Here is a 20,536-nt window from a genome sequence, read left to right on the forward strand (position 1 = left end):
GGAACTGATAAAAAAAGAGATCCTGAAAATAGACGGGATTTCCAACGTGACCATCTACGGAAAGCAGGAAGCATCCATCAATATAGAACTCTATGAGGATAAGCTGGCCAACCTGGGTGTTCATCCCGCCGAAGTACTTTCCACGCTGAACGGGCAGAACCGGACGATCTACTCCGGCTACTACGAAAGCGGCGATGCCCGTATACGGGTATCGGTAAACGACCGTTACCGGACGGTGGACGATATCGGGGATCTCCTGTTACAGGGGCATGAAAACGACCAGTTACGGTTGCGCGATATTGCCCGTATCACCGAAAAGTATGAAAGTCCTGTCCGCAACGAATTGAGTTATGACAAAAGGCAGGCATTGGGTATCTCTGTTTCAGCTTTAAGCGAAACAGACATCACTAAAATCGGCAAACAGGTAGACAGGCTGATGGAAACAATGGAAGAGGAACGCCTGCCAGCGGGAATGGAGGTGAACAAGGTATTCTTCCAGCCCGAAAGGGTCAACACCGCCCTGAATGCATTTATCGTCAACCTGGTGGAATCGGTACTCATTGTAGTGATCCTGCTGATCTTCTCGATGGGATTCCGGAGCGGGCTCATCCTCGGCTTAAGCCTGGTCGTTACCGTATTCGGTTCGCTGATGATACTGGAGATATTCGACGGTACCCTGCAACGGGTCTCACTGGCTTCGTTCGTATTGGCGATGGGGATGCTGGTGGATAATGCCATTGTGATACTCGACGGCATCCAGATTGACCTGCAGCGGGGAGTGGAGCGCAAAAAAGCGTTGACCGCCATCGGCAAAAAGACGGCGATGCCGCTGCTGGGAGCCACATTGATCGCTATCCTCGCATTCCTGCCCATATTCCTGTCGCCCGATACGGCGGGAATTTATGTGCGCGACCTGTTTATCGTACTTGCCGTTTCGCTTTTATTGAGTTGGGTCCTCGCACTGACAATGATCCCTATTCTGGCGGACAGATCGTTAAAAATAAAAGAAGGCCAAAACCGGAAAGATCCTTACGACAACAAATATTACCGGGCTTTACGTAAAGTGCTGAACTGGACCTTATCGCACCGTCTCATTACATTAGGCACAGGCGCTGCACTGGTGCTTATCAGCGTATACTGTTACCGGTTCCTGCCGCAGGGTTTCTTCCCCGATATGGACTACGACCAGCTTTATATCGAATATAAATTGCAGGAAGGAGTAAACAGCACACGGACAAGGGCCGACCTGAGCGAGATAGAAGACTACCTCCTCACGCGTGAAGAAGTGACGCATGTAACTACCTCCATAGGCGGAACGCCAAGCCGTTACAATCTGGTCAGAAGCATTGCCGACCCTTCCCTCTCATACGGCGAACTGATCGTGGATTACACTTCATCCAAAGCCCTGATCGCTTCAATCGATGAAATACAGGATCATCTCAATGAGCACTATCCCGATGCCTATATCCGGGTGAAACGCTATAACCTGATGTACAAGAAATTCCCTATCGAGATTGAATTCCGCGGCCCCGATCCCGACGTCCTCAGGAATCTGTCGGCGCAGGCAACGGAGATTATCAACAGTAGCTCCTCCGTATATATGCCCACGACCGACTGGGAACCCAAAGTGCCGGTATTGATGGTCGATTATAACCAACCGGTTGCCCGTAGTATCGGGTTAAGCCGTCAGGATGTCGGATTATCGATCATGAGCGCGACGGACGGAATCCCTACAGGAGTCTTCTACGATGGCATCGAAAGTAAAACAATTACCGTTAAATGTGTTGATAGGGACGGCAACCCGATTGAATCGCTCGAACATACGCCCGTATTCGGCATGATCCCTTCATTGACAGGAATAGACAGGCAAGCCTTACAGGGATTAATGACCGGAGCCGTCACGGAAGAAGAGATCCTGGCATCAGTATTGCAGACCGTTCCTTTAAGCCAGGCTTCCAACGGGGTACACATCGACTGGGAAGAGCCGGTGGTTATCCGCAGCAACGGCGAACGTGCCATGCGCGTGCAATGCTATCCGGTGCCCGGACAGGCCGTGGAAAATGCACGGCAAACCATCGCGCAACAGATAGAAAACATCGACCTGCCCACAGGCTACAGTATGAAATGGGAAGGAGAACGAAGTGCAAGCGACGAGTCGATGAAATATCTCTTCATGTATTATCCCTTGGCGGTTATTCTCATGATTGCTATCCTGATCATGCTCTTCAAGGACTATAAGAAACCTCTCATTATTATCTTCTGCTTGCCTCTGTTATTTATAGGGATTATCGCCGCCATGCTGTTATCCGGAAAAACATTCGGATTCGTCGCCATAGTCGCGGCATTGGGGCTGGTAGGCATGCTCATCAAGAACGGGATTGTGCTGATGGATGAGATCACGTTGCAGATATCAGACGGAGTAGAACCGGTAAAAGCATTGATGGACAGCTCCGAGAACCGCTTTCGGCCGGTGATGCTTGCCTCCTTGACGACTATTTTAGGGATGATACCCCTGTTAGGCGATTCGCTGTTTGGCCCCGCTGCCGTGGTCATTATGGGCGGACTGCTGGTGGGAACGCTGATCACGTTGCTCTTTATCCCGGTATTATATGCGCTGTTTTTCAAGATCAGGATAAAATGATGTGATGATCCCGATAAATCGGGACAAGTAATGATAATTTACTGATTTGATGATTTTTTTAATGTGAATAATGAAGAAATGATAGTGTGCTTCGCACGATAGTGCCTTCGGCGATAGATGCTTCGCATGATAATGCGCTTCGCGCGATAAACACGATAACGAATTTCATTTTTCACTTTTAATTTTTCACTTTTCACTTTTAAACATATGCAACTAAAAAATATAATTCTACTGATTTCCTGTTCTTTCTTTATCCCTTCTCTTCTATGGGGACAGGAAATATCTCTCGCGTCCGGGCAGGAAAAGGCTTTCGTACCCGGGCAGGAAAAGGCTTTCCCGACCGAACAGGAAACGGGTCTCACGGCCGGACAGGAAATGACCCTCGAACAATGCCGGGAAATGGCGTTAGAAAATAATAAGGCGATATCTATCGCATCACGTAACAAAGAGCAGGCCGAATATACCGTAAAGGCATACAGGGCTAATTTCTTTCCCAAAATTTCCGCATCGGGCAATTATCTCTATTACGATACGGAGATGAACAGCAGCCTGCCGGGCGGTTATCTTCCTACATTTGTCCCGGATCCGGCCACCGGAGAATTAATCCCGAATATCCTTACAGGCCCGGACGGGAATCCTGTCATAGGAGCGGATGGTAACCCCATCTTCAACCAATATGCTTATTTTCCCGATATGGGGATTTCGATGAATGTAAAAAACACCTGGATGGCAGGATTGCGTGCCGAACAACCTCTTTATACCGGCGGGAAAATAACATCCGCTTACCGGATGGCACAGATCGGGGATAAGATTGCCGGTCTGAGCGAGCAACTCTCCCGTGCAGAGGTCATCGTGAAAGTCGATGAAGCATACTGGACCTATGTGAAAACCAGAGAACTGGTCAATCTGGCGTTGTCTTATCAACGTGTGGTCACGGAACTTTTACGGGATGTACGAAATGCGCATGAAGTCGGCCTGAAACATCAGAACGATGTGTTAAAAGTGCAGGTGAAAGTCAATGAAGCCGAATTACAATTGCGGCAGGCTGAAAACGGAAACCGACTGGCACGTAAAAACCTGTGTTATGTAACGGGACTTCCGCTCGACAGGGAAATTTCACTACCCGCCTCATTTGACCAATCCGTCGGTTTAAAAACCGAAAGCATGGACGATTATACCTCCCGTCCGGAATATGCCATACTCGAACACCAGATACAATTGAAAGAACAGGAGATCAAATTAACCCGCAGTGATTTTCTTCCCAAGGTTGGCGTGGCAGCCAATTACGGCTATATAAACGGATTGGAACTGAACGGATATAAACTGTTAGAGGGCGCATCATTCTCTGCTATGGTTTCGGTAAACATCCCTTTATTCCAGTGGGGCGAAGGACGTAATAAGATCCGTGCCGCCGAAGCCGGGCGGAGTATTGTCCAACTACAGCGGGAGGATATTTCCCGGCAAATGGAGCTCGAACTGGCCCAGGCCTTCGATAAATGGGATGAATCCGTCCTCGACGTACAACTGACTGCCCGCTCTCTGAATCAGGCACAGGAGAACATGCGGGTAAGTGAAGACCGCTACAAAGCCGGTATGGAAACACTTGCCGACTATCTGGAAGCCCAGACCGGCTGGCAACGCGCATGGACGGAACATGTCAATGCATTGACCCGTTTACGGCTGAATCAGACCTATTATCTGAAAGCGGCGGGAAAGTTATAATACCCCATCACGGTGAGCAACTTTTGGGTATTGATTTAGCAAGGTTGGGTATCCAAAACTTCCATTTCGGTAAGTTGGTGTAAATACAGTACGGCACTATGCCATAACTTTATGGTCGGTAAAACAGCACCTAAAGACGCAGTTTTAAAACCACAGTTTATGCAGGGAAAATAGAACAGAAATCTTTTTTAATGAAAGATGCTGTTTTTTTGAAATGATTAAGCAGTGATTATACTTTCTTTTTTGTAAATTTGTCAATTCACTTTACACATTTTCAAAAAAGCTTGACTATCAATATTCCACAGGGAAGAACGTCAATTTGCGGGAAAATTCATTACATACTAATATATGGATAAAATTCAGGAACTTACTTCAAAACTTTACACGGAGGGAGTAGAAAAAGGCAAAGAAGAAGCCGAAAGAATTGTTGCGGAAGCACGGGCGCAGGAGCAACAGATACTGGATGCGGCACGCGCCAAAGCTGAAGAGCTGCTTTCTTCCGCCGAAAAGGAAAGCGCAGCACTGAAAAAAAATACCGAAGCGGAACTGAAACTCTATGCCGCCCAATCTACCGAAGCGCTGAAAACGGAAATCATCAATCTGGTGACCGAAAAGTTGTCTACAGCTCAAGTGAAAGCGTCCGTGGAAGACAAATCGTTTATGCAGCGACTCATTGTGGAACTGGTACAAAACTGGTCGAAGAACGACACATTGACCGTTGGCGTGGAAAACCCGGAAGAACTGAAATCCTATATTGCCTCTCATGCCAAAGGACTACTGGATAAAGGGCTGAAGATCGAATCGGTGAACGGTATCAAAACCGGATTCACCCTTGCACCCGAAGATGGTTCCTACAAGGTGAAATTCGGGGAAGAAGAGTTTGTCAACTACTTCAGGGAATTTTTACGTCCCCAGATCCAACAACTTCTTTTTTAGAACAGGAAATTTTCATCGATCTCTTTGGGAGATTGGCTTTGCCTATGATTTTCAAAAATCAATATTACTATTTTATATCCGGGCTGCCCGATTTTTCTTTCGACAGCATGAAACTTCCCTTTACGGTGGAAGAGTTCAGAGACATGCTCGACGAAGCCCTTGAGCCGGAAGATAAAAATCTTTTGCACAGTTATTTTCTCTCTTACGACAACGCCAACCTTTTCCGGTTACTGGAAAAGAAAGAGAATGAGCTGCAAAACCGGGGGATTCTCTCGCGTGCCGAAATGGAAGAGGTGATCCGGCAGGTAAAAGAGGGAGACACCATAGAGAATAAACAGGTACCGCCCTATTTCGAAAAGACCGTCAGGGCATGGCTCGATGAAGAAATACCCGGACACCTGAAAACGCTGGAAGACCTCATCAGTTCTTTATATGCGGACTATGGGATGGAGATAAAGAACAGCCTGATCGCCCGTTGGTTCGAAATGAATCTCAACATAGGCAATATCCTTTCCGCCATCTTCGCAAGGAAATACGGCATGGATGTCAGCCAGGTGGTAGTCGGCAACAACGAGATCGCCAACCTCATCAGAGAAAATGCCAACGCACGCGATTTTGGCATCAGCCGCGAACTCGATTATTACGATACCATCCTGCGGATTTCCGAAGAACCGGATATCTACGAGCGGGAGCGTAAGATCGATAAATTCCGCTGGGACTGGCTGGAGGACAACACCCTGTTCGATTATTTCAACATCGAATACATCTTCGCCTATCTCTGCAAACTCAGGATATTGGAACGCTGGGTAAGCCTCAATGCCGAAGAGGGCGAGCGCGTTTTCCGGGAACTGATCACTCAGTTGAAGAACGAGATCCAAAAACCGGAAGATATCTAGAAAGAAGAAAAAATAAACAATCATATATGCTAACAAAAGGAACAGTTAAAGGGATTATATCCAATCTCGTTATTGTGGAGGTGGACGGAGCGGTAACCCAGAATGAGATCGCCTATATTGATCTGGGTGGCACCCGGTTAATGTCGGAGGTGATCAAGGTGGTCGGGAACAACGCTTACGTGCAGGTATTCGAGAGTACCCGCGGATTAACCGTCGGCACGCAAGTGGAATTCCAGGGACACATGCTCGAGGTGGTTCTGGGACCTGGACTGCTTCAACGCAACCTCGACGGATTGGAGAATGACCTCGACAAGATGGATGGGATCTTCCTGAAACGGGGTGATTACACCTTCCCTCTCAATGAAGAAAAACTATGGCATTTTCAACCGATAGCCCAACCGGGCGACAGAGTGACTGCCGGCTCATGGCTGGGCGAAGTAGACGAAAATTTCCAGCCCCATAAGATCATGGTGCCTTTTACCATGAAAGGGGAGTACGAAGTAAAAAGCATCACGGAAGAGGGAGATTACAATATCTATAAAACCGTCGCCGTGGTGGAAGACAAAGATGGGAAAGAGACAGCGCTCAATATGATCCAACGCTGGCCCGTAAAAATGCCGCTGACGGCCTACAAAGAGAAACCCCGCCCTTCCAAACTGCTGGAAACGGGGGTACGTTCTATCGACACCCTGAATCCGATCGTGGAAGGGGGAACGGGATTTATCCCGGGTGCATTCGGTACCGGTAAAACGGTATTGCAACATGCCATCTCCAAACAGGCGGAAGCGGATATCGTGATCATCGCCGCCTGCGGTGAACGCGCCAATGAGGTAGTGGAGATCTTTACCGAGTTCCCCGAACTGATCGACCCGCATACCGGCCGCAAACTGATGGAACGTACCATTATCGTGGCCAATACTTCCAACATGCCGGTAGCCGCCCGTGAAGCATCGGTATATACCGCCATGACTATCGGTGAATATTACCGCTCTATGGGATTGAAAGTACTGCTGATGGCTGATTCCACCTCGCGCTGGGCACAGGCGCTTCGGGAAATGAGTAACCGCCTGGAAGAACTTCCCGGCCCCGACGCGTTCCCGATGGACTTGTCGGCCATCATATCCAACTTCTACGGCCGCGCAGGGCATGTGATCCTGCACAACGGCAAAGAGGGATCCATCACCTTTATCGGGACGGTGTCGCCCGCGGGGGGTAACCTCAAAGAGCCGGTGACAGAGAACACCAAGAAAGTGGCCCGCTGCTTTTATGCGCTGGAGCAGGATCGTGCCGACAAAAAACGTTACCCGGCCATCAACCCCATTGAATCCTACTCCAAATACATCGAGTATCCGGAGTTTGAGGAGTATATCTCGGAACATATATCGGACGACTGGACAAAGAAAGTGAATGAAGCCAAAACCCGGTTGTTACGTGGAAAGGAGATCGCAGAGCAGATCAATATCCTGGGGGATGACGGCGTACCGACAGAGTATCATGTCACTTTCTGGAAATCGGAACTGATCGATTTTATCGTATTGCAACAGGATGCCTTCGACGATATCGACTCGGTAACCCCCATCGAACGGCAGAAATATATCCTGGATATGGTGACGGATATCTGCCGTACCGATTTCGAGTTCGACAACTTCAACCGGGTAGCCGATTTTTTCAAAGAGCTGATCAATATCGGCAGGCAGATGAACTATTCGGAATTCCGGTCGGACAAGTTCAATGAATACAGAGAACAATTAGACGAATCGATATCCCGAAAAAGAATATAACGATGTGATGATTCGGTGATGTGATATCCCGACAAGTCGGGACATGTAGTGATAATTCAATCCTCATATCAACAAATCGATAAATCCACAAATCATATAGAGCTATGTCAAAAGCATTTCAGAAAATATATACAAAAATTACCCAGATCACAAAAGCTACCTGTTCGGTAAAAGCAACCCATGTGGGATACGATGAACTGGCTACGGTAGAAGGCCGTCTGGCACAGGTGGTGAAGATCATCGGCGATGAAGTGACCCTTCAGATCTTTGAAGGAACAGAAGGTATCCCCAACAATGCCGAAGTGATCTTTATGGGAAAATCCCCTTCACTGAAAGTGAGCGAACAACTGGCAGGCCGTTTTTTCAACGCCTATGGCGACCCGATAGACGGCGGCCCGGTTCCCGAAGGAGAGGAGCGCCCCATCGGCGGCCCTTCCGTCAACCCGGTACGCCGGAAACAACCTTCGGAACTGATCGCTACCGGTATCTCGGGGATCGACCTGAACAATACGCTGGTGTCGGGGCAGAAGATCCCTTTCTTCGCCGATCCTGACCAGCCGTTCAACCAGGTGATGGCGACCGTGGCACTTCGCGCGCAGACCGACAAGATCATCCTCGGTGGTATGGGGATGACGAACGACGACTACCTCTACTTTAAGAATGTATTCAGCAATGCAGGAGCACTGGACAGGATCATCAGCTTTATGAACACGACCGAAGATCCGGCCGTGGAACGCCTGCTGATACCCGATATGGCGCTGACGGCCGCCGAATATTTCGCGGTGGATAAAAACGAGAAAGTACTGGTACTGCTTACCGATATGACATCCTATGCCGATGCGCTCTCCATCGTGTCGAACCGTATGGATCAGATCCCGTCGAAAGACTCTAAGCCCGGATCGCTCTATTCCGACCTGGCCAAGATATACGAGAAAGCGGCACAATTCCCTTCGGGCGGCTCCATCACCATTGTGGCGGTGACCACCCTGTCAGGGGGCGATATCACCCATGCCGTACCCGACAATACAGGGTATATTACGGAAGGGCAGCTCTTCCTGCGCCGCGACAGCGACGTGGGTAAAGTGATCGTGGATCCGTTCCGCTCGCTCTCCCGTCTGAAACAACTGGTACAGGGCAGGAAGACCCGCGAAGATCATCCACAGGTGATGAATGCCGCCGTACGCCTTTATGCCGATGCCGCCAACGCCAAGACAAAACTGGAGAACGGGTTCGACCTGACCGACTACGATACGCGGGCGCTCTCGTTTGCCCTGGATTATTCAGAAAAGATACTCGCGATTGATGTGAACCTCGATACGACCGAGATGCTGGACAATACATGGAAGTTGCTGTCGAGGCATTTCAAGCCGGCAGAGGTGAATATGAAACAGGAATTGATAGATACCTACTGGCAGCAATAATGGCTATTCGATTTCAATATAACAAAACGTCCCGTCAGCAGTTGGAGAAACAGCTGGCTGTCCGTGTGCGGGCTCTTCCCACGCTGCAGAACAAAGAATCGGCGCTGCGTGTGGAAGTGAAAAAGACCAAAGCGGAAATAGAACAGCTCGACCAGGAACTCGAAGCAAAGATCAAATCGTACGACAAGATGGTGAGCATGTGGACGGAATTCGATCCTACCCTGCTCCGCGTAAAGGATGTGCACCTCTCAAAGAGAAAAATTGCGGGGGTGCTCCTGCCGATGCTCGACAAGGTGGATTTTGAGATCCGCCCGTTCAGCCTTTTCAACCGTCCCAAATGGTTTCTCGACGGGGTAAAGACCCTCGAAGGATTGGCTGAGATAGGGATCCGCCGTGATTTTCAGGAGATAAGGCTCTCCCGGCTCGAATACGCGAGGAAGAAAACCACACAGAAGGTCAATCTCTTCGAAAAGGTGCAGATACCGGGTTATCAGGAAGCCATCCTGAAAATAAAACGCTATCTGGAAGATGAGGAGAACCTCTCCAAATCGTCGCAGAAGATTATGCGATCCCATCAGGAACAACGTAGAGAACAGGAGGGAAGCGTATGGTAGCGACAATGAAGAAATTTGTTTTTATCTCTTTCCATAAGGACTATGAGCGGTTCCTTCATGCACTGCGCGACCTGGGTATGATACATGTGGCGGAGCAGGATAACAGGAAGGTGGATGAAGAGAAATTGCAGGACTACCTTTCCGCGTCGAAACGGTTGAGTGAATCGGTCAAAAAGCTAAAGCAGCTACGCGATAAAAAAACAGCCGTTCCCTTTGATGCAGCCGACGCGGAACGTGGGATGGATATACCCGCGGAGATAGAGAAGATCGAAAACAAAAAATCTGCCCTCAACCAACAGTTGCAAGTGAGCCTAAAAGAACGCGATAACTTGCGTCCCTGGGGAAATTTCGATCCGGAGAATATCCACCGGCTGAAAGAAGCAGGATATCATATCCGGTTTTTTATCGTGCCCGCCAAAGAGTACGACCCTGAATGGGAATCACTTTACAATGCCGTCGTTATTCAAAAAGAGACTTCCAAAACCTATTTTGTTACCATTACAACAGGCTCACAGCCGGTCGACGAATTACAATTCGAGGAGATGAAAGTACCGGAGGTATCATTAGACGCCCTCGACAAACTTATCGACTCGCTACAGGAAAAGATACAAAAACAGGAGGAAACGTTGAAAGCGCTTTCAGCCGAAATCCCATCGGCAGAGGCTGCCCTGAAAACGCTGGAATCCGATATCTTTTTCACCAGGGTAGCCCGCAGTGCGACACCCGCAGCAGAAGAGAAACTGATGCTTTTGCAGGGCTGGGCGCCGGAAGAGAACGTGCCGGAGATCACGAACTACCTGGAGTCACAGGACGTATATTACCGCATATCCGATCCCGCGCCCGAAGACAATGTACCCATCAAGTTCAAAAACAACCGGTTTATGCGGCTCTTCGAGCCGATCGCGGAGCTCTATATGCTGCCCAAATACAACGAGATCGACCTCACTCCCTTCTTCGCACCCTTCTACATGATCTTTTTCGGGTTATCGCTGGGGGATATCGGCTATGGGGCTTTCCTGCTGATAGTGGCTACGCTGGCGAAGATATTGGGAAAGGAGAAGATAGCCGGTTCGATGCGCGGCATACTCTCACTGGTACAGATACTCGGATTTTCCACTATGGTGTGCGGCCTGCTTACCGGCGGATTTTTCGGTTTCAGCATCTACGAAACCAATATACCCTTCTTCCGGAACATGAAGGATCAGGTGTATTTTGATAATTCACAGATGTTTATGCTCTCCCTTATATTAGGGGTCGTGCAGATCATGTTCGCCATGCTCCTGAAGATCGTGAACCGCATCAAGCAGTTCGGATGGATGCAGACACTTTCTACTATCGGCTGGTTCGTGTTACTGTTAAGTGTGATCGTGGCCTATCTGTTCCCGGATTTTATGCCGATGGGCGGTACGATACACCTCATCGTAATGGGACTTTCGGCCGTACTGATCTTCTTCCTGAACTCTCCCGGAAAGAACCCGTTCATGAACGTGGGCCTCGGCTTATGGGATACCTATAACATGGCAACCGGCCTGCTGGGCGATGTGTTGTCGTATGTACGCCTCTTCGCATTAGGCCTGTCCGGCGGTATTCTGGCAAGTGTGTTCAACAGCCTGGCTCTGGGACTGCGTCCCGATAACCTGGTCGGGGGATCAATCGTATTCCTGCTTATCTTCCTCTTCGGACACGCCATCAATATGTTCATGAATGTACTCGGCGCCTTTGTGCACCCGTTGCGTCTCACCTTTGTGGAGTTCTACAAAAATGCGGAATTTGAAGGAGGAGGGAAAAAATACAACCCTTTTAAGAAGTAATAGACAAAAAAATTCAAATCAATAACAAATAACAAAACATTATGGACACCAATTTACTAATTGCCTATATAGGCATCGGACTTATGATCGCTCTTTCAGGTATCGGCAGCGCCTACGGGGTTACCATTGCCGGAAATGCGGCTATCGGGGCGCTGAAGAAAGACAGCAGCAAATTCGGGAATTTCCTGGTGCTGACGGCGCTGCCCGGTACACAGGGGCTATACGGTTTCGCCGGATACTTCATGTTTCAGAGTATCTTCAATATCCTGACACCCGAAATCACCGCCATTCAGGCTGCCGCTGCTTTTGCGGCAGGTCTCTCGATGGGTTTGGTGGGATTGCTTTCAGCCATCCGCCAGGGACAGGTCTGCGCCAACGGTATCGCCTCTATCGGACAGGGAAATGATGTATTCGGAAATACCCTGATCCTTGCGGTATTCCCGGAATTGTATGCCATCGTGGCATTGGCCGGTGTATTCCTTATCGGTTCTGCCGTTGCCTGATAAACTGGGGAAAACGGATAAGAAAAGTAAATTCTATGAGGCTGTCGCATCCTGCGGCAGCTTTTTTTTATAAAAGGGGGACAATACCGTAAAACAGGAAAAGTAATCTATGAATGATAATCGACCTCCTGCCGGTCGATGCCGATATCTTTCATTGAAGCGGGATCTTCCACCGGCTCTAAGTGGGTTTGAACCGTCACCGGCTCATCGAACATATTCACGATGGTCTCCTCAATATCGTCCGCATGGTCGTGTGCCTGCTTGACCGTCCATTTACCGGGAACCAGCACATGCAGGGTGATGAATTTGCGACGGCCCGCGGCACGGGTCAGCAGGGAATGATATTCAATCCGTTGATCTTTCAGTGAATCGAGATAGACAGTGATTTTTTCCAGATCTTCCTCCGGAAGGGTGGCATCCATCAGGCCGCTGGCGGAACGGGTGATCAATCTGTAACCCGTATAGATAATATTAAGCGCTACCAGGATGGCAATGATGGGGTCGACGATCAACCAGCCGGTGAACTTCACGAGTACAATGGCCACGATCACCCCTGCCGAAGTATATACATCGGTCATCAGGTGCTTGCCATCCGCCTCCAGCAGAAGAGAATTTCTTTTTTTCCCGTTATGGATCAGTGTAAGGCCTACTGCCAGATTAACTAATGACGCCAGCAACGAAAAGAACAGACCGGTATTGATATTTTCAATGGGACGGGGATCGACAAAGCGCGGAACGGCAGACCAGATAATGGTGAAAGCGGCAATCAGGATAAGGGCACCTTCTGCCGCACTGGAGAAATACTCCGCTTTACTATGCCCGAATTCATGTTCCTTATCGGCCGGTTTCTGCGATATATTGAACATGACCAGGGCAAAAATCGCCGCAAACAAATTCACGAATGACTCCAGCGCATCCGACAGGAAACCCATGGAACCGGTGACAAAATAAGCGTAAAATTTCAGTAGGATAGTGACTATTGCCGCGGCAATAGAAAGATATATGAATTTACGGAGCGGATTTTGTTTCATTGCAGCCATGCTTAACAAAGGAACCTCTCTATTTTCGTAAAGAACGGAAAACAGGTAAGAATGGATCCATTATTCTCAAATGATAGAACAAAAGTAATCATTTTAAATGAACTTTTTCGTTAAACGAGTGTAGAACAAATTTATTTGTTTTACCGTAGAAAACATCTCAGTTTACTTGAATATGTTGTCGTAAAAAAAGTCTGATGAAATCGAACTGTTTCGATAAGTAAGAGCAGAAACAAAACTTGTTTTGATTATGTTGAGCGTAGAAACGAGCATCTATATTATTCTTGCTGAAATAAAACATTATTGCGAGTTCCATATGATACCTTTGAAAATAAATATTTTCAAAGGTATGAAATAGTGCCACAAAACTTGAATAGTCTTAAAATAAATTGCGTTGATCCTATTTTTTTTTACAATATATCAGGGGTTGAAAAAATTATTCGCTACATTTGGCATAATAAATGTAACCCAATAAATTATAATCAAAATGAAATCTATTTTAACAACACTGTTTCTATCCCTCTGTTCTTTTGTATTGAATGCACAAACAACAAATGATGTAAGTAGTAAACCTTCGCTACAGGGTGTCTGGCAAATGTGTAATCCAACAGGTAACTATTTAGCAACAAACCCGCAAACCGGGGAAATAACCCTGGATACGACAAAACTTCAACCAGTTTACTTTTATAAAGTTTTCGGTAACAAAGACGAACTCACAGCCATGTTTATCACTCCGGTCTTGTCGCTTATTACTATTTCAGGTACATATGAGGTATTATCCCCTAATCAATATATTGAGCACGTGGATTATCATTCCAATCCGAATTATACAAACCGGGACATCACCCTGGATTATACCTTCATTACAGACGACTATGTGCTCTCATCGTATAAAAATGAAATGGGAATGACGGCACAGGAAGTTTGGAAACGATTAAAACAAGGCAACCCCGCTACAGAATTGAACAAACTCAAAGAAGCCGGTATAATCAAATAACACAGTTTTCATTTCGCGTGCTTGGAAATACATCGATTTTCTTGTACTTTTGTAACTTTTAGGCAGAACCGTGTACGCGCCAAAGGATAGTGCAGACAATGAGCCGTTTTCGTACTGTGCTGATAACCGCAATTTGACTTTTGCGTACCGTTCGCCGGAAACGCGAAACAAAAACAGTGTAAAGAATTATGTTTGAAAATTTAAGTGAAAGACTGGAGAGGTCATTCAAGATACTGAAAGGTCAGGGCAAGATCACCGAGATCAACGTGGCCGAAACATTAAAAGAGGTACGCCGTGCGCTGTTAGACGCCGACGTGAACTATAAAACCGCCAGGGAGTTTACCGAAACGGTAAAAGAAAAGGCGCTCGGGCAGGATGTACTCAACGCCGTGAAGCCGGAGCAGATGATGGTGAAGATCGTGCACGACGAATTGGCCATCCTGATGGGAGGTAGCACTGCGGAATTCAATATCAAGGGAAATCCCGCCATTATTCTTATGTCCGGTCTGCAGGGGTCGGGGAAAACCACCTTCTCCGGCAAACTGGCCAATATGCTCAAAAGCAAACGGGGTAAAAACCCGTTGTTGGTTGCCGGTGACGTTTATCGTCCCGCCGCCATAGAGCAGTTGAAAGTGCTGGGCCAACAGATCGGCGTATCCGTGTATGCGGAAGAGGAGAACAAGAATCCGGTCAAGATCGCGCAGAACGCCATACAGTACGCCCGTCAGCACGGGAAAGACCTGATCATCATCGATACCGCGGGACGCCTTGCCATCGATGAGCAGATGATGGAGGAGATCGAATCGATCAAGAAAGCGGTTAACCCCCAGGAGATCCTCTTCGTGGTGGATTCCATGACCGGGCAGGACGCCGTGAATACCGCCAAAGAATTCAACCAGCGGCTCGATTTCGACGGCGTGGTACTGACCAAACTCGATGGGGATACCCGGGGCGGGGCGGCGCTATCCATCCGCTCGGTGGTAGATAAACCGATCAAGTTCGTCGGCACCGGTGAGAAACTGGATGCCATCGACGTGTTCCATCCCGAACGTATGGCAGACCGTATCCTCGGTATGGGCGACATTGTCTCGCTTGTGGAAAAGGCGCAGGAGCAATACGACGAAGAAGAGGCACGCCGCCTGCAAAAGAAGATCGCCAAAAACCAGTTCGATTTCAACGATTTCATTGCACAGATACAGCAGATCAAGAAGATGGGTAATCTGAAAGATCTGGCATCGATGATCCCAGGGGTAGGCAAACAGATCAAAGACCTGGACATTGATGATGACGCCTTCAAGGGTATCGAAGCCATTATCCGCTCCATGACCCCCCAGGAACGTACCAACCCCGAAATCCTGAACGGGAGCCGCCGCGCACGTATCGCCCAAGGTAGCGGTACCAACGTACAGGAAGTGAACAAGCTCCTCAAGCAGTTCGACGAGACCCGCAAAATGATGCGGATGATGACCTCCGGCGGGGGCCGCCAGGCAATGCGCAATATGAGAAGAAGGTAGTTCAATGTGCCAATGTGAATAATGCAATAAAGTGAAAAGGTAGGAAGGTGAAGGTAATTAAGTTTTTCGTTTTTCACTTTTAGTTTTTAGTTAGTTTATAAAAGTCTTGAATCTTGATTCTTGATTCTTGGTTCTAATAAAATCGACAAATCGACTAAGGTATGCAATTAATTGACGGGAAAGCGGTGGCCGCGCAGATTAAGAAAGAGATAGCGGAAGAGGTGGCACAGATCAAGGCTGCCGGCGGTAAAACGCCTCATCTGGCAGCTGTATTGGTCGGCCACGACGGGGGGAGTGAAACCTATGTAGCCAACAAAGTAAAAGCCTGCGAAGAAGTGGGATTCCATTCCACGCTGATCCGTTATGAAGAGGATGTTACCGAGGAAGAGTTACTCGCATGTGTAGACCGGCTGAACAACGATGCCGATATCCATGGCTTTATCGTACAGTTACCCCTCCCAAAGCATATTTCGGAAACAAAAGTCACCGAAGCCATCGATTTCCGTAAGGATGTGGACGGTTTTCATCCCGTGAATGTAGGGCGCATGTCGCTCGGTATGCCCTGTTTCCTTTCGGCTACCCCCTCCGGTATCGTGGAGTTGCTTAAAAGATACGCCATAGAAACCCAAGGAAAACATTGTGTAATACTGGGACGGAGCAATATTGTCGGTAAGCCGGTATCCATGCTGATGCTGCAGAAAGCCTATCCCGGCGACTGCACCGTCACTGTCTGTCATAGCCGCACTCCGAATATCAAAGAGATCACCCTGCAGGCAGATATTATTATCGCGGCATTAGGTGTGCCTGAATTCCTGAAAGGGGATATGGTAAAAGAAGGAGCCGTCGTGATTGATGTGGGTACTACCCGTGTACCCAGCGACAAGACGCGGTCGGGGTTCAAGCTCACCGGCGATGTACAATTCGACGAGGTCGCCCCCAAATGTTCTTACATCACCCCCGTTCCCGGCGGTGTAGGTCCCATGACCATCGTGTCGCTGTTGCGGAATACTCTTCTGGCAGGAAAGAAGGAGATTTACAGGTAAACAACGCAGCCGCATATCTCATCCTCGCTTTACCTTGATCAACAGGAGGCCGGCCAAGGTCCAGAACAGTTCACGGATGCGCTTGCACAAGCTGGTGAACACACCAAAAGCAACCGGTATCGAGAGAATACCGTATACGAGTACAAACCCTCCCTCACGTGCACCCATCTGCATCGGCATAAAGAAAAACAGGTTGGATATCAACGATTGAATGGACTCAATCAATACGCTTTGTCCGGAAGAAACCGGTCGTCCGATCGCCTGCATGATCAGCATTATCTCCACACATATAAAAAAACGAGAGAAAAGCTCCAGTGCAAGCGACAGAACAAAGTCCTTTTTGCGATTCCTGTAAAGATCGGCAATCAAGCCATCCATTTGGCTGAGCTTCTCCTGATTCTGCCTATGGAAAACCCTTACCCGTCTTCCAACAAAAGGGAGGTTGCCCGCCATCCATACAGCTCTGCTCACTCCTCCCCGGGTATATACCCTGAATGCCCAGAAAAGAAACAAGACCGAAGTTACACTGACCAGGATCATGAGCCATTCCATCAATCCCGAAAGCACCGGAACAAAAAAAAGCAGTAAAGGGATCGAAACCATCCAGAAGATGAAATGTGCAACAAGATGCATCATTGTGGAGAGCAGAACGGTAGAGGTAGCTTTCTGTATGCCCAGTGTCCCCTTTAGTTCAATGATTTTGTATGGCTCTCCCCCCATCAGTCCGAAGGGGGTGATATAATTGATAGCAAAACCACTGATAACCACTTTAAAAAGTCGCAGAAACCCTACACTTTTTGCTTCCGGGCTTCCATCATTCACAATGACATAAAAAGAGTATGTATTGGCGAGATATACAATAATCCACAACCCGATAATCGGTGCAAACCACCAACCGATCTGTGTTATATTACTTAAGATATTACCAAACCCTGTTTTATAGATCATTATCACCAGTGCCAACGCACCGAGAAGGAAAAACAGATTCTGAGCGATCTTCGTTTTTTTTACCATAAAGAAAACGGGAGTACTTAAAAGAAAATGGGAGAGTGATTTTTATCCTGAAAAATGAAATGCCTATCCGTAACAGTAGGAATAATGGGTCGACCGGTGATGAAGTGAACCCCAAAAGTTTTTATCTAACTTGTAGGGTTCACTTGCTGATGAGGCAACCGACGGGCTCTTCTATTTCCTGAAAGGCGGTTTTACCACATTTGCTTTCAGGTTCCTGTTGCGGACCTTTATATAGATCTCAGTGCCGGGTTTTGCAAAACCGGGTCTCACATATCCCATACCGACACCTATTTTCAGTACGGGCGAGATCGTCCCGGAAGTTACATTTCCGATCACTTCATCCTCCGCATTCACAATCTCGTATCCGTGACGGGGAATTCCCTTATCTGCCAGTTCGAAACAACAGAGTTTACGCGGCACACCTTCCGCTTTTTCCTTTTCCAGCACTTCACGGCCTACGAACGGCTTATTCTCTGCAAATTTGGTGATCCACCCCAACCCCGCCTGTAACGGTGTGGTGGTATCATCCAGGTCATTCCCGTAGAGGCAATAACCCATCTCTAACCGCAATGTATCACGTGCACCCAATCCGACTGGTTTAATACCATACTCCGCACCCGCTTCAAAAACGGCATCCCAGATTTTCCGCCCCTGTTCAGGGTAGAAATAGAGTTCAAATCCTCCGGCGCCGGTATATCCCGTATTGGAGACAATTACGTTGTCAACCCCGGCCAGCGTACCGGTCACAAAAGCGTAAAAGGGGATGGCGGACAGATCCTGATCCGTCAGCTTTTGCAGTGTCTCTATCGCTTTGGGACCCTGTATCGCCAGTTGTGCCATATGATCTGACGCGTTCTGCAGTTCAGCACCCATGGTGTTCCACTGTTGGCACCACGCCCAGTCTTTTTCAATATTGGCGGCATTCACCACTAAGAGATATTTTTCCGGTTCGTAGTGGTAGACAATGAAATCATCTACGATTCCACCTTTTTCATTCACAAAACAGGTGTATTGCGCTTTTCCCTGCTTAAGCCCGGAAACATCATTGCTAGTCACCCGTTGCAAAAATTCCACCGCTTTGGGACCCTTCACCCAAAATTCACCCATATGGGATACATCGAACACACCCACGGCATTCACTACCGTCAGGTGTTCGTCTATGATACCGGAATATTCAATAGGCATATTATATCCGGCAAACTCATGCATTTTGGCTCCCAGCCCGATATGCAGATCTGTAAATGGGGTTGTCTTCATATTATATTTTTTCCTCTTTTGCTACTATTTCGGCTATTTTCACAATCACTTCCGATGCTTTTTTCATGGAAGGTACTGGCAAAAACTCATATTTGCCGTGGAAGTTCATCCCTCCGGCGAAGATATTGGGACAAGGAAGCCCCATAAATGACAGGCGTGCGCCGTCGGTTCCTCCGCGGATAGGTTTTACATTGGGTTTCACATCCACCTCTTCCATAGCCTGATAGGCATAATCCACCACATACTTCACCGGTTCCACTTTTTCACGCATGTTATAATACTGGTCTTTCATCTGCAATGTAAGCCGGTCGCCGTATTTTTTGTTCAAGGTAGCCACAGCATTCTCCATCACCCCCTTACGTGCTTCGAATCTTTCGCGGTCGTGATCGCGGATAATAAATGACAGACTGGCCTCTTCTACCGTACCGCCTAAGGAGATCAGATGGAAAAAGCCCTCATAGCCTACGGTATATTCCGGCCGTTCATCCTGCGGCAGTAGGCAGATCAATTCATTGGCTAAATGCAGTGCATTGACCATCTTCCCTTTTGCATATCCGGGATGGACATTTCGCCCCTGTATCTCAATTTTGGCTGAAGCGGCATTAAAGTTCTCATACTCCAGTTCTCCCACTTCACTTCCGTCTATCGTATATGCCCAATCGGCGCCGAACTTGGCTACATCGAATTTATCAGCGCCCCGACCGATCTCTTCGTCCGGTGTAAAACCGATACGGATCTTACCGTGCTCAATTTCGGGATGGTCGATCAGGTATTGCATGGCATTCATGATTGCCGCGATACCGGGTTTATCGTCCGCTCCCAGCAGGGTAGTGCCATCGGTCACTATGATATCCTCGCCCACATGATCGAGCAGTTCGGGAAAATCGACAGGCGACAATACAACCTCTTTCGATTCATTCAATATGATCTCTTTTCCATCATAATTTTTCACAATTCTTGGATTCACATTCTTGCCGCTCATGTCGGGACTGGTATCGAAATGGGAGATAAAACCCATCACCGGCAGTTTCTTCTGTGTATTTGCCGGCAGGGTTGCCATCAGATAGCAATTGTTATCGAGACTCACGTCTGTCAATCCCATTTCCAGTGCCTCCTGCTCCACCTCTTTGGCAAGATTGAACTGTTTTTGCGTACTGGGGGTTTGTGTGCTGTTCTCATCCGATTGTGTGTCGATGCGAGCATACTTAATAAACCGATCTACAATATCCATGATTATTTATATTTGATTCATTAAAATTAATCGTTTTCTCGCTATGGCATAGTCAAACAAGTTTGTCCTCTGCTCATTTAGCTTAACGAAAACGTTGAATATTCTTTGCAGAGTTAAA

At 47.9% G+C, this 20,536-nt stretch carries 16 protein-coding genes; 12 read left to right on the forward strand and 4 right to left on the reverse strand.

Going from position 1 to position 20,536, the window contains the following annotated elements:
- The 9 genes from Q0502_RS13085 to Q0502_RS13125 form a co-directional block, all read left to right on the forward strand.
- A partial coding sequence (locus tag Q0502_RS13085; RefSeq protein ID WP_298651409.1) for an efflux RND transporter permease subunit occupies positions 1-2,641 on the forward strand: 2,641 nt, incomplete at its 5' end.
- A 207-nt stretch (positions 2,642-2,848) separates the two neighbouring features.
- A complete protein-coding gene (locus Q0502_RS13090; protein ID WP_298651410.1) occupies positions 2,849-4,363 on the forward strand; it encodes a TolC family protein in 1,515 nt (504 codons plus the stop codon).
- Positions 4,364-4,711: 348 nt separating this feature from the next.
- Positions 4,712-5,299: a hypothetical protein gene (locus Q0502_RS13095; protein ID WP_298651412.1), complete on the forward strand. Its 588-nt coding sequence runs from the start codon at positions 4,712-4,714 to the stop codon at positions 5,297-5,299.
- 44 nt (positions 5,300-5,343) lie between these two features.
- Complete coding sequence (locus tag Q0502_RS13100; protein WP_298651414.1) at positions 5,344-6,195, forward strand: DUF2764 family protein; 852 nt, start codon at positions 5,344-5,346, stop codon at positions 6,193-6,195.
- A gap of 26 nt (positions 6,196-6,221) precedes the next feature.
- Complete coding sequence (locus tag Q0502_RS13105; RefSeq protein ID WP_298651416.1) at positions 6,222-7,976, forward strand: V-type ATP synthase subunit A; 1,755 nt, start codon at positions 6,222-6,224, stop codon at positions 7,974-7,976.
- A 104-nt stretch (positions 7,977-8,080) separates the two neighbouring features.
- On the forward strand, positions 8,081-9,397 hold the full coding sequence (locus tag Q0502_RS13110; protein ID WP_298651417.1) for a V-type ATP synthase subunit B: 1,317 nt from the start codon (positions 8,081-8,083) through the stop codon (positions 9,395-9,397).
- Positions 9,397-10,011 carry a V-type ATP synthase subunit D gene (locus tag Q0502_RS13115; protein ID WP_298651419.1) on the forward strand — a complete coding sequence of 205 codons (615 nt, stop codon included), beginning with the start codon at positions 9,397-9,399 and terminating at the stop codon, positions 10,009-10,011. Before Q0502_RS13110 ends, Q0502_RS13115 begins: the two co-directional genes overlap by 1 nt.
- Complete coding sequence (locus Q0502_RS13120) at positions 10,005-11,822, forward strand: V-type ATP synthase subunit I (RefSeq protein ID WP_298651421.1); 1,818 nt, start codon at positions 10,005-10,007, stop codon at positions 11,820-11,822. The genes Q0502_RS13115 and Q0502_RS13120 overlap by 7 nt, the downstream gene beginning before the upstream one ends.
- Before the next feature lie 41 nt (positions 11,823-11,863).
- On the forward strand, positions 11,864-12,325 hold the full coding sequence (locus Q0502_RS13125) for a V-type ATP synthase subunit K (RefSeq protein WP_298651422.1): 462 nt from the start codon (positions 11,864-11,866) through the stop codon (positions 12,323-12,325).
- A gap of 107 nt (positions 12,326-12,432) precedes the next feature.
- Here the strand turns inward: Q0502_RS13125 and Q0502_RS13130 are convergent, their stop codons facing one another.
- Positions 12,433-13,356, reverse strand: a complete 924-nt coding sequence (locus Q0502_RS13130; RefSeq protein WP_298651424.1) for a cation diffusion facilitator family transporter — start codon at positions 13,354-13,356, stop codon at positions 12,433-12,435.
- 493 nt (positions 13,357-13,849) lie between these two features.
- On the opposite strand from Q0502_RS13130, the gene Q0502_RS13135 reads away from it, so the two are divergent.
- The 3 genes from Q0502_RS13135 to folD all read left to right on the forward strand — a co-directional run bounded on the left by Q0502_RS13135 (position 13,850) and on the right by folD (position 16,916).
- Positions 13,850-14,359, forward strand: coding sequence for a DUF4488 domain-containing protein (locus Q0502_RS13135; protein ID WP_298651425.1), 510 nt, complete (start codon positions 13,850-13,852; stop codon positions 14,357-14,359).
- A 188-nt stretch (positions 14,360-14,547) separates the two neighbouring features.
- The gene (gene ffh, locus Q0502_RS13140) at positions 14,548-15,873 is read left to right on the forward strand and encodes a signal recognition particle protein (protein WP_298651427.1); all 1,326 of its coding nucleotides are present in this window, start codon (positions 14,548-14,550) and stop codon (positions 15,871-15,873) included.
- A 161-nt stretch (positions 15,874-16,034) separates the two neighbouring features.
- A complete protein-coding gene (gene folD, locus Q0502_RS13145; RefSeq protein WP_298651428.1) occupies positions 16,035-16,916 on the forward strand; it encodes a bifunctional methylenetetrahydrofolate dehydrogenase/methenyltetrahydrofolate cyclohydrolase FolD in 882 nt (293 codons plus the stop codon).
- An 18-nt stretch (positions 16,917-16,934) separates the two neighbouring features.
- Here folD and Q0502_RS13150 read toward each other — a convergent pair whose 3' ends face one another.
- The 3 genes from Q0502_RS13150 to pepT all read right to left on the reverse strand — a co-directional run bounded on the left by Q0502_RS13150 (position 16,935) and on the right by pepT (position 20,418).
- Positions 16,935-17,930 (reverse strand): lysylphosphatidylglycerol synthase domain-containing protein, encoded by a 996-nt coding sequence (locus Q0502_RS13150; protein WP_298651430.1) that lies wholly within the window; start codon positions 17,928-17,930, stop codon positions 16,935-16,937.
- A gap of 171 nt (positions 17,931-18,101) precedes the next feature.
- The gene (gcvT, locus tag Q0502_RS13155) at positions 18,102-19,187 is read right to left on the reverse strand and encodes a glycine cleavage system aminomethyltransferase GcvT (RefSeq protein WP_298651432.1); all 1,086 of its coding nucleotides are present in this window, start codon (positions 19,185-19,187) and stop codon (positions 18,102-18,104) included.
- 1 nt (position 19,188) lies between these two features.
- Positions 19,189-20,418 carry a peptidase T gene (gene pepT / locus Q0502_RS13160; RefSeq protein ID WP_298651434.1) on the reverse strand — a complete coding sequence of 410 codons (1,230 nt, stop codon included), beginning with the start codon at positions 20,416-20,418 and terminating at the stop codon, positions 19,189-19,191.
- Positions 20,419-20,536 lie beyond the last annotated feature (118 nt).

Origin of the sequence: uncultured Proteiniphilum sp. (genome assembly GCF_937873925.1) — a bacterium.
In the GTDB taxonomy this organism is placed as follows: domain Bacteria; phylum Bacteroidota; class Bacteroidia; order Bacteroidales; family Dysgonomonadaceae; genus Proteiniphilum.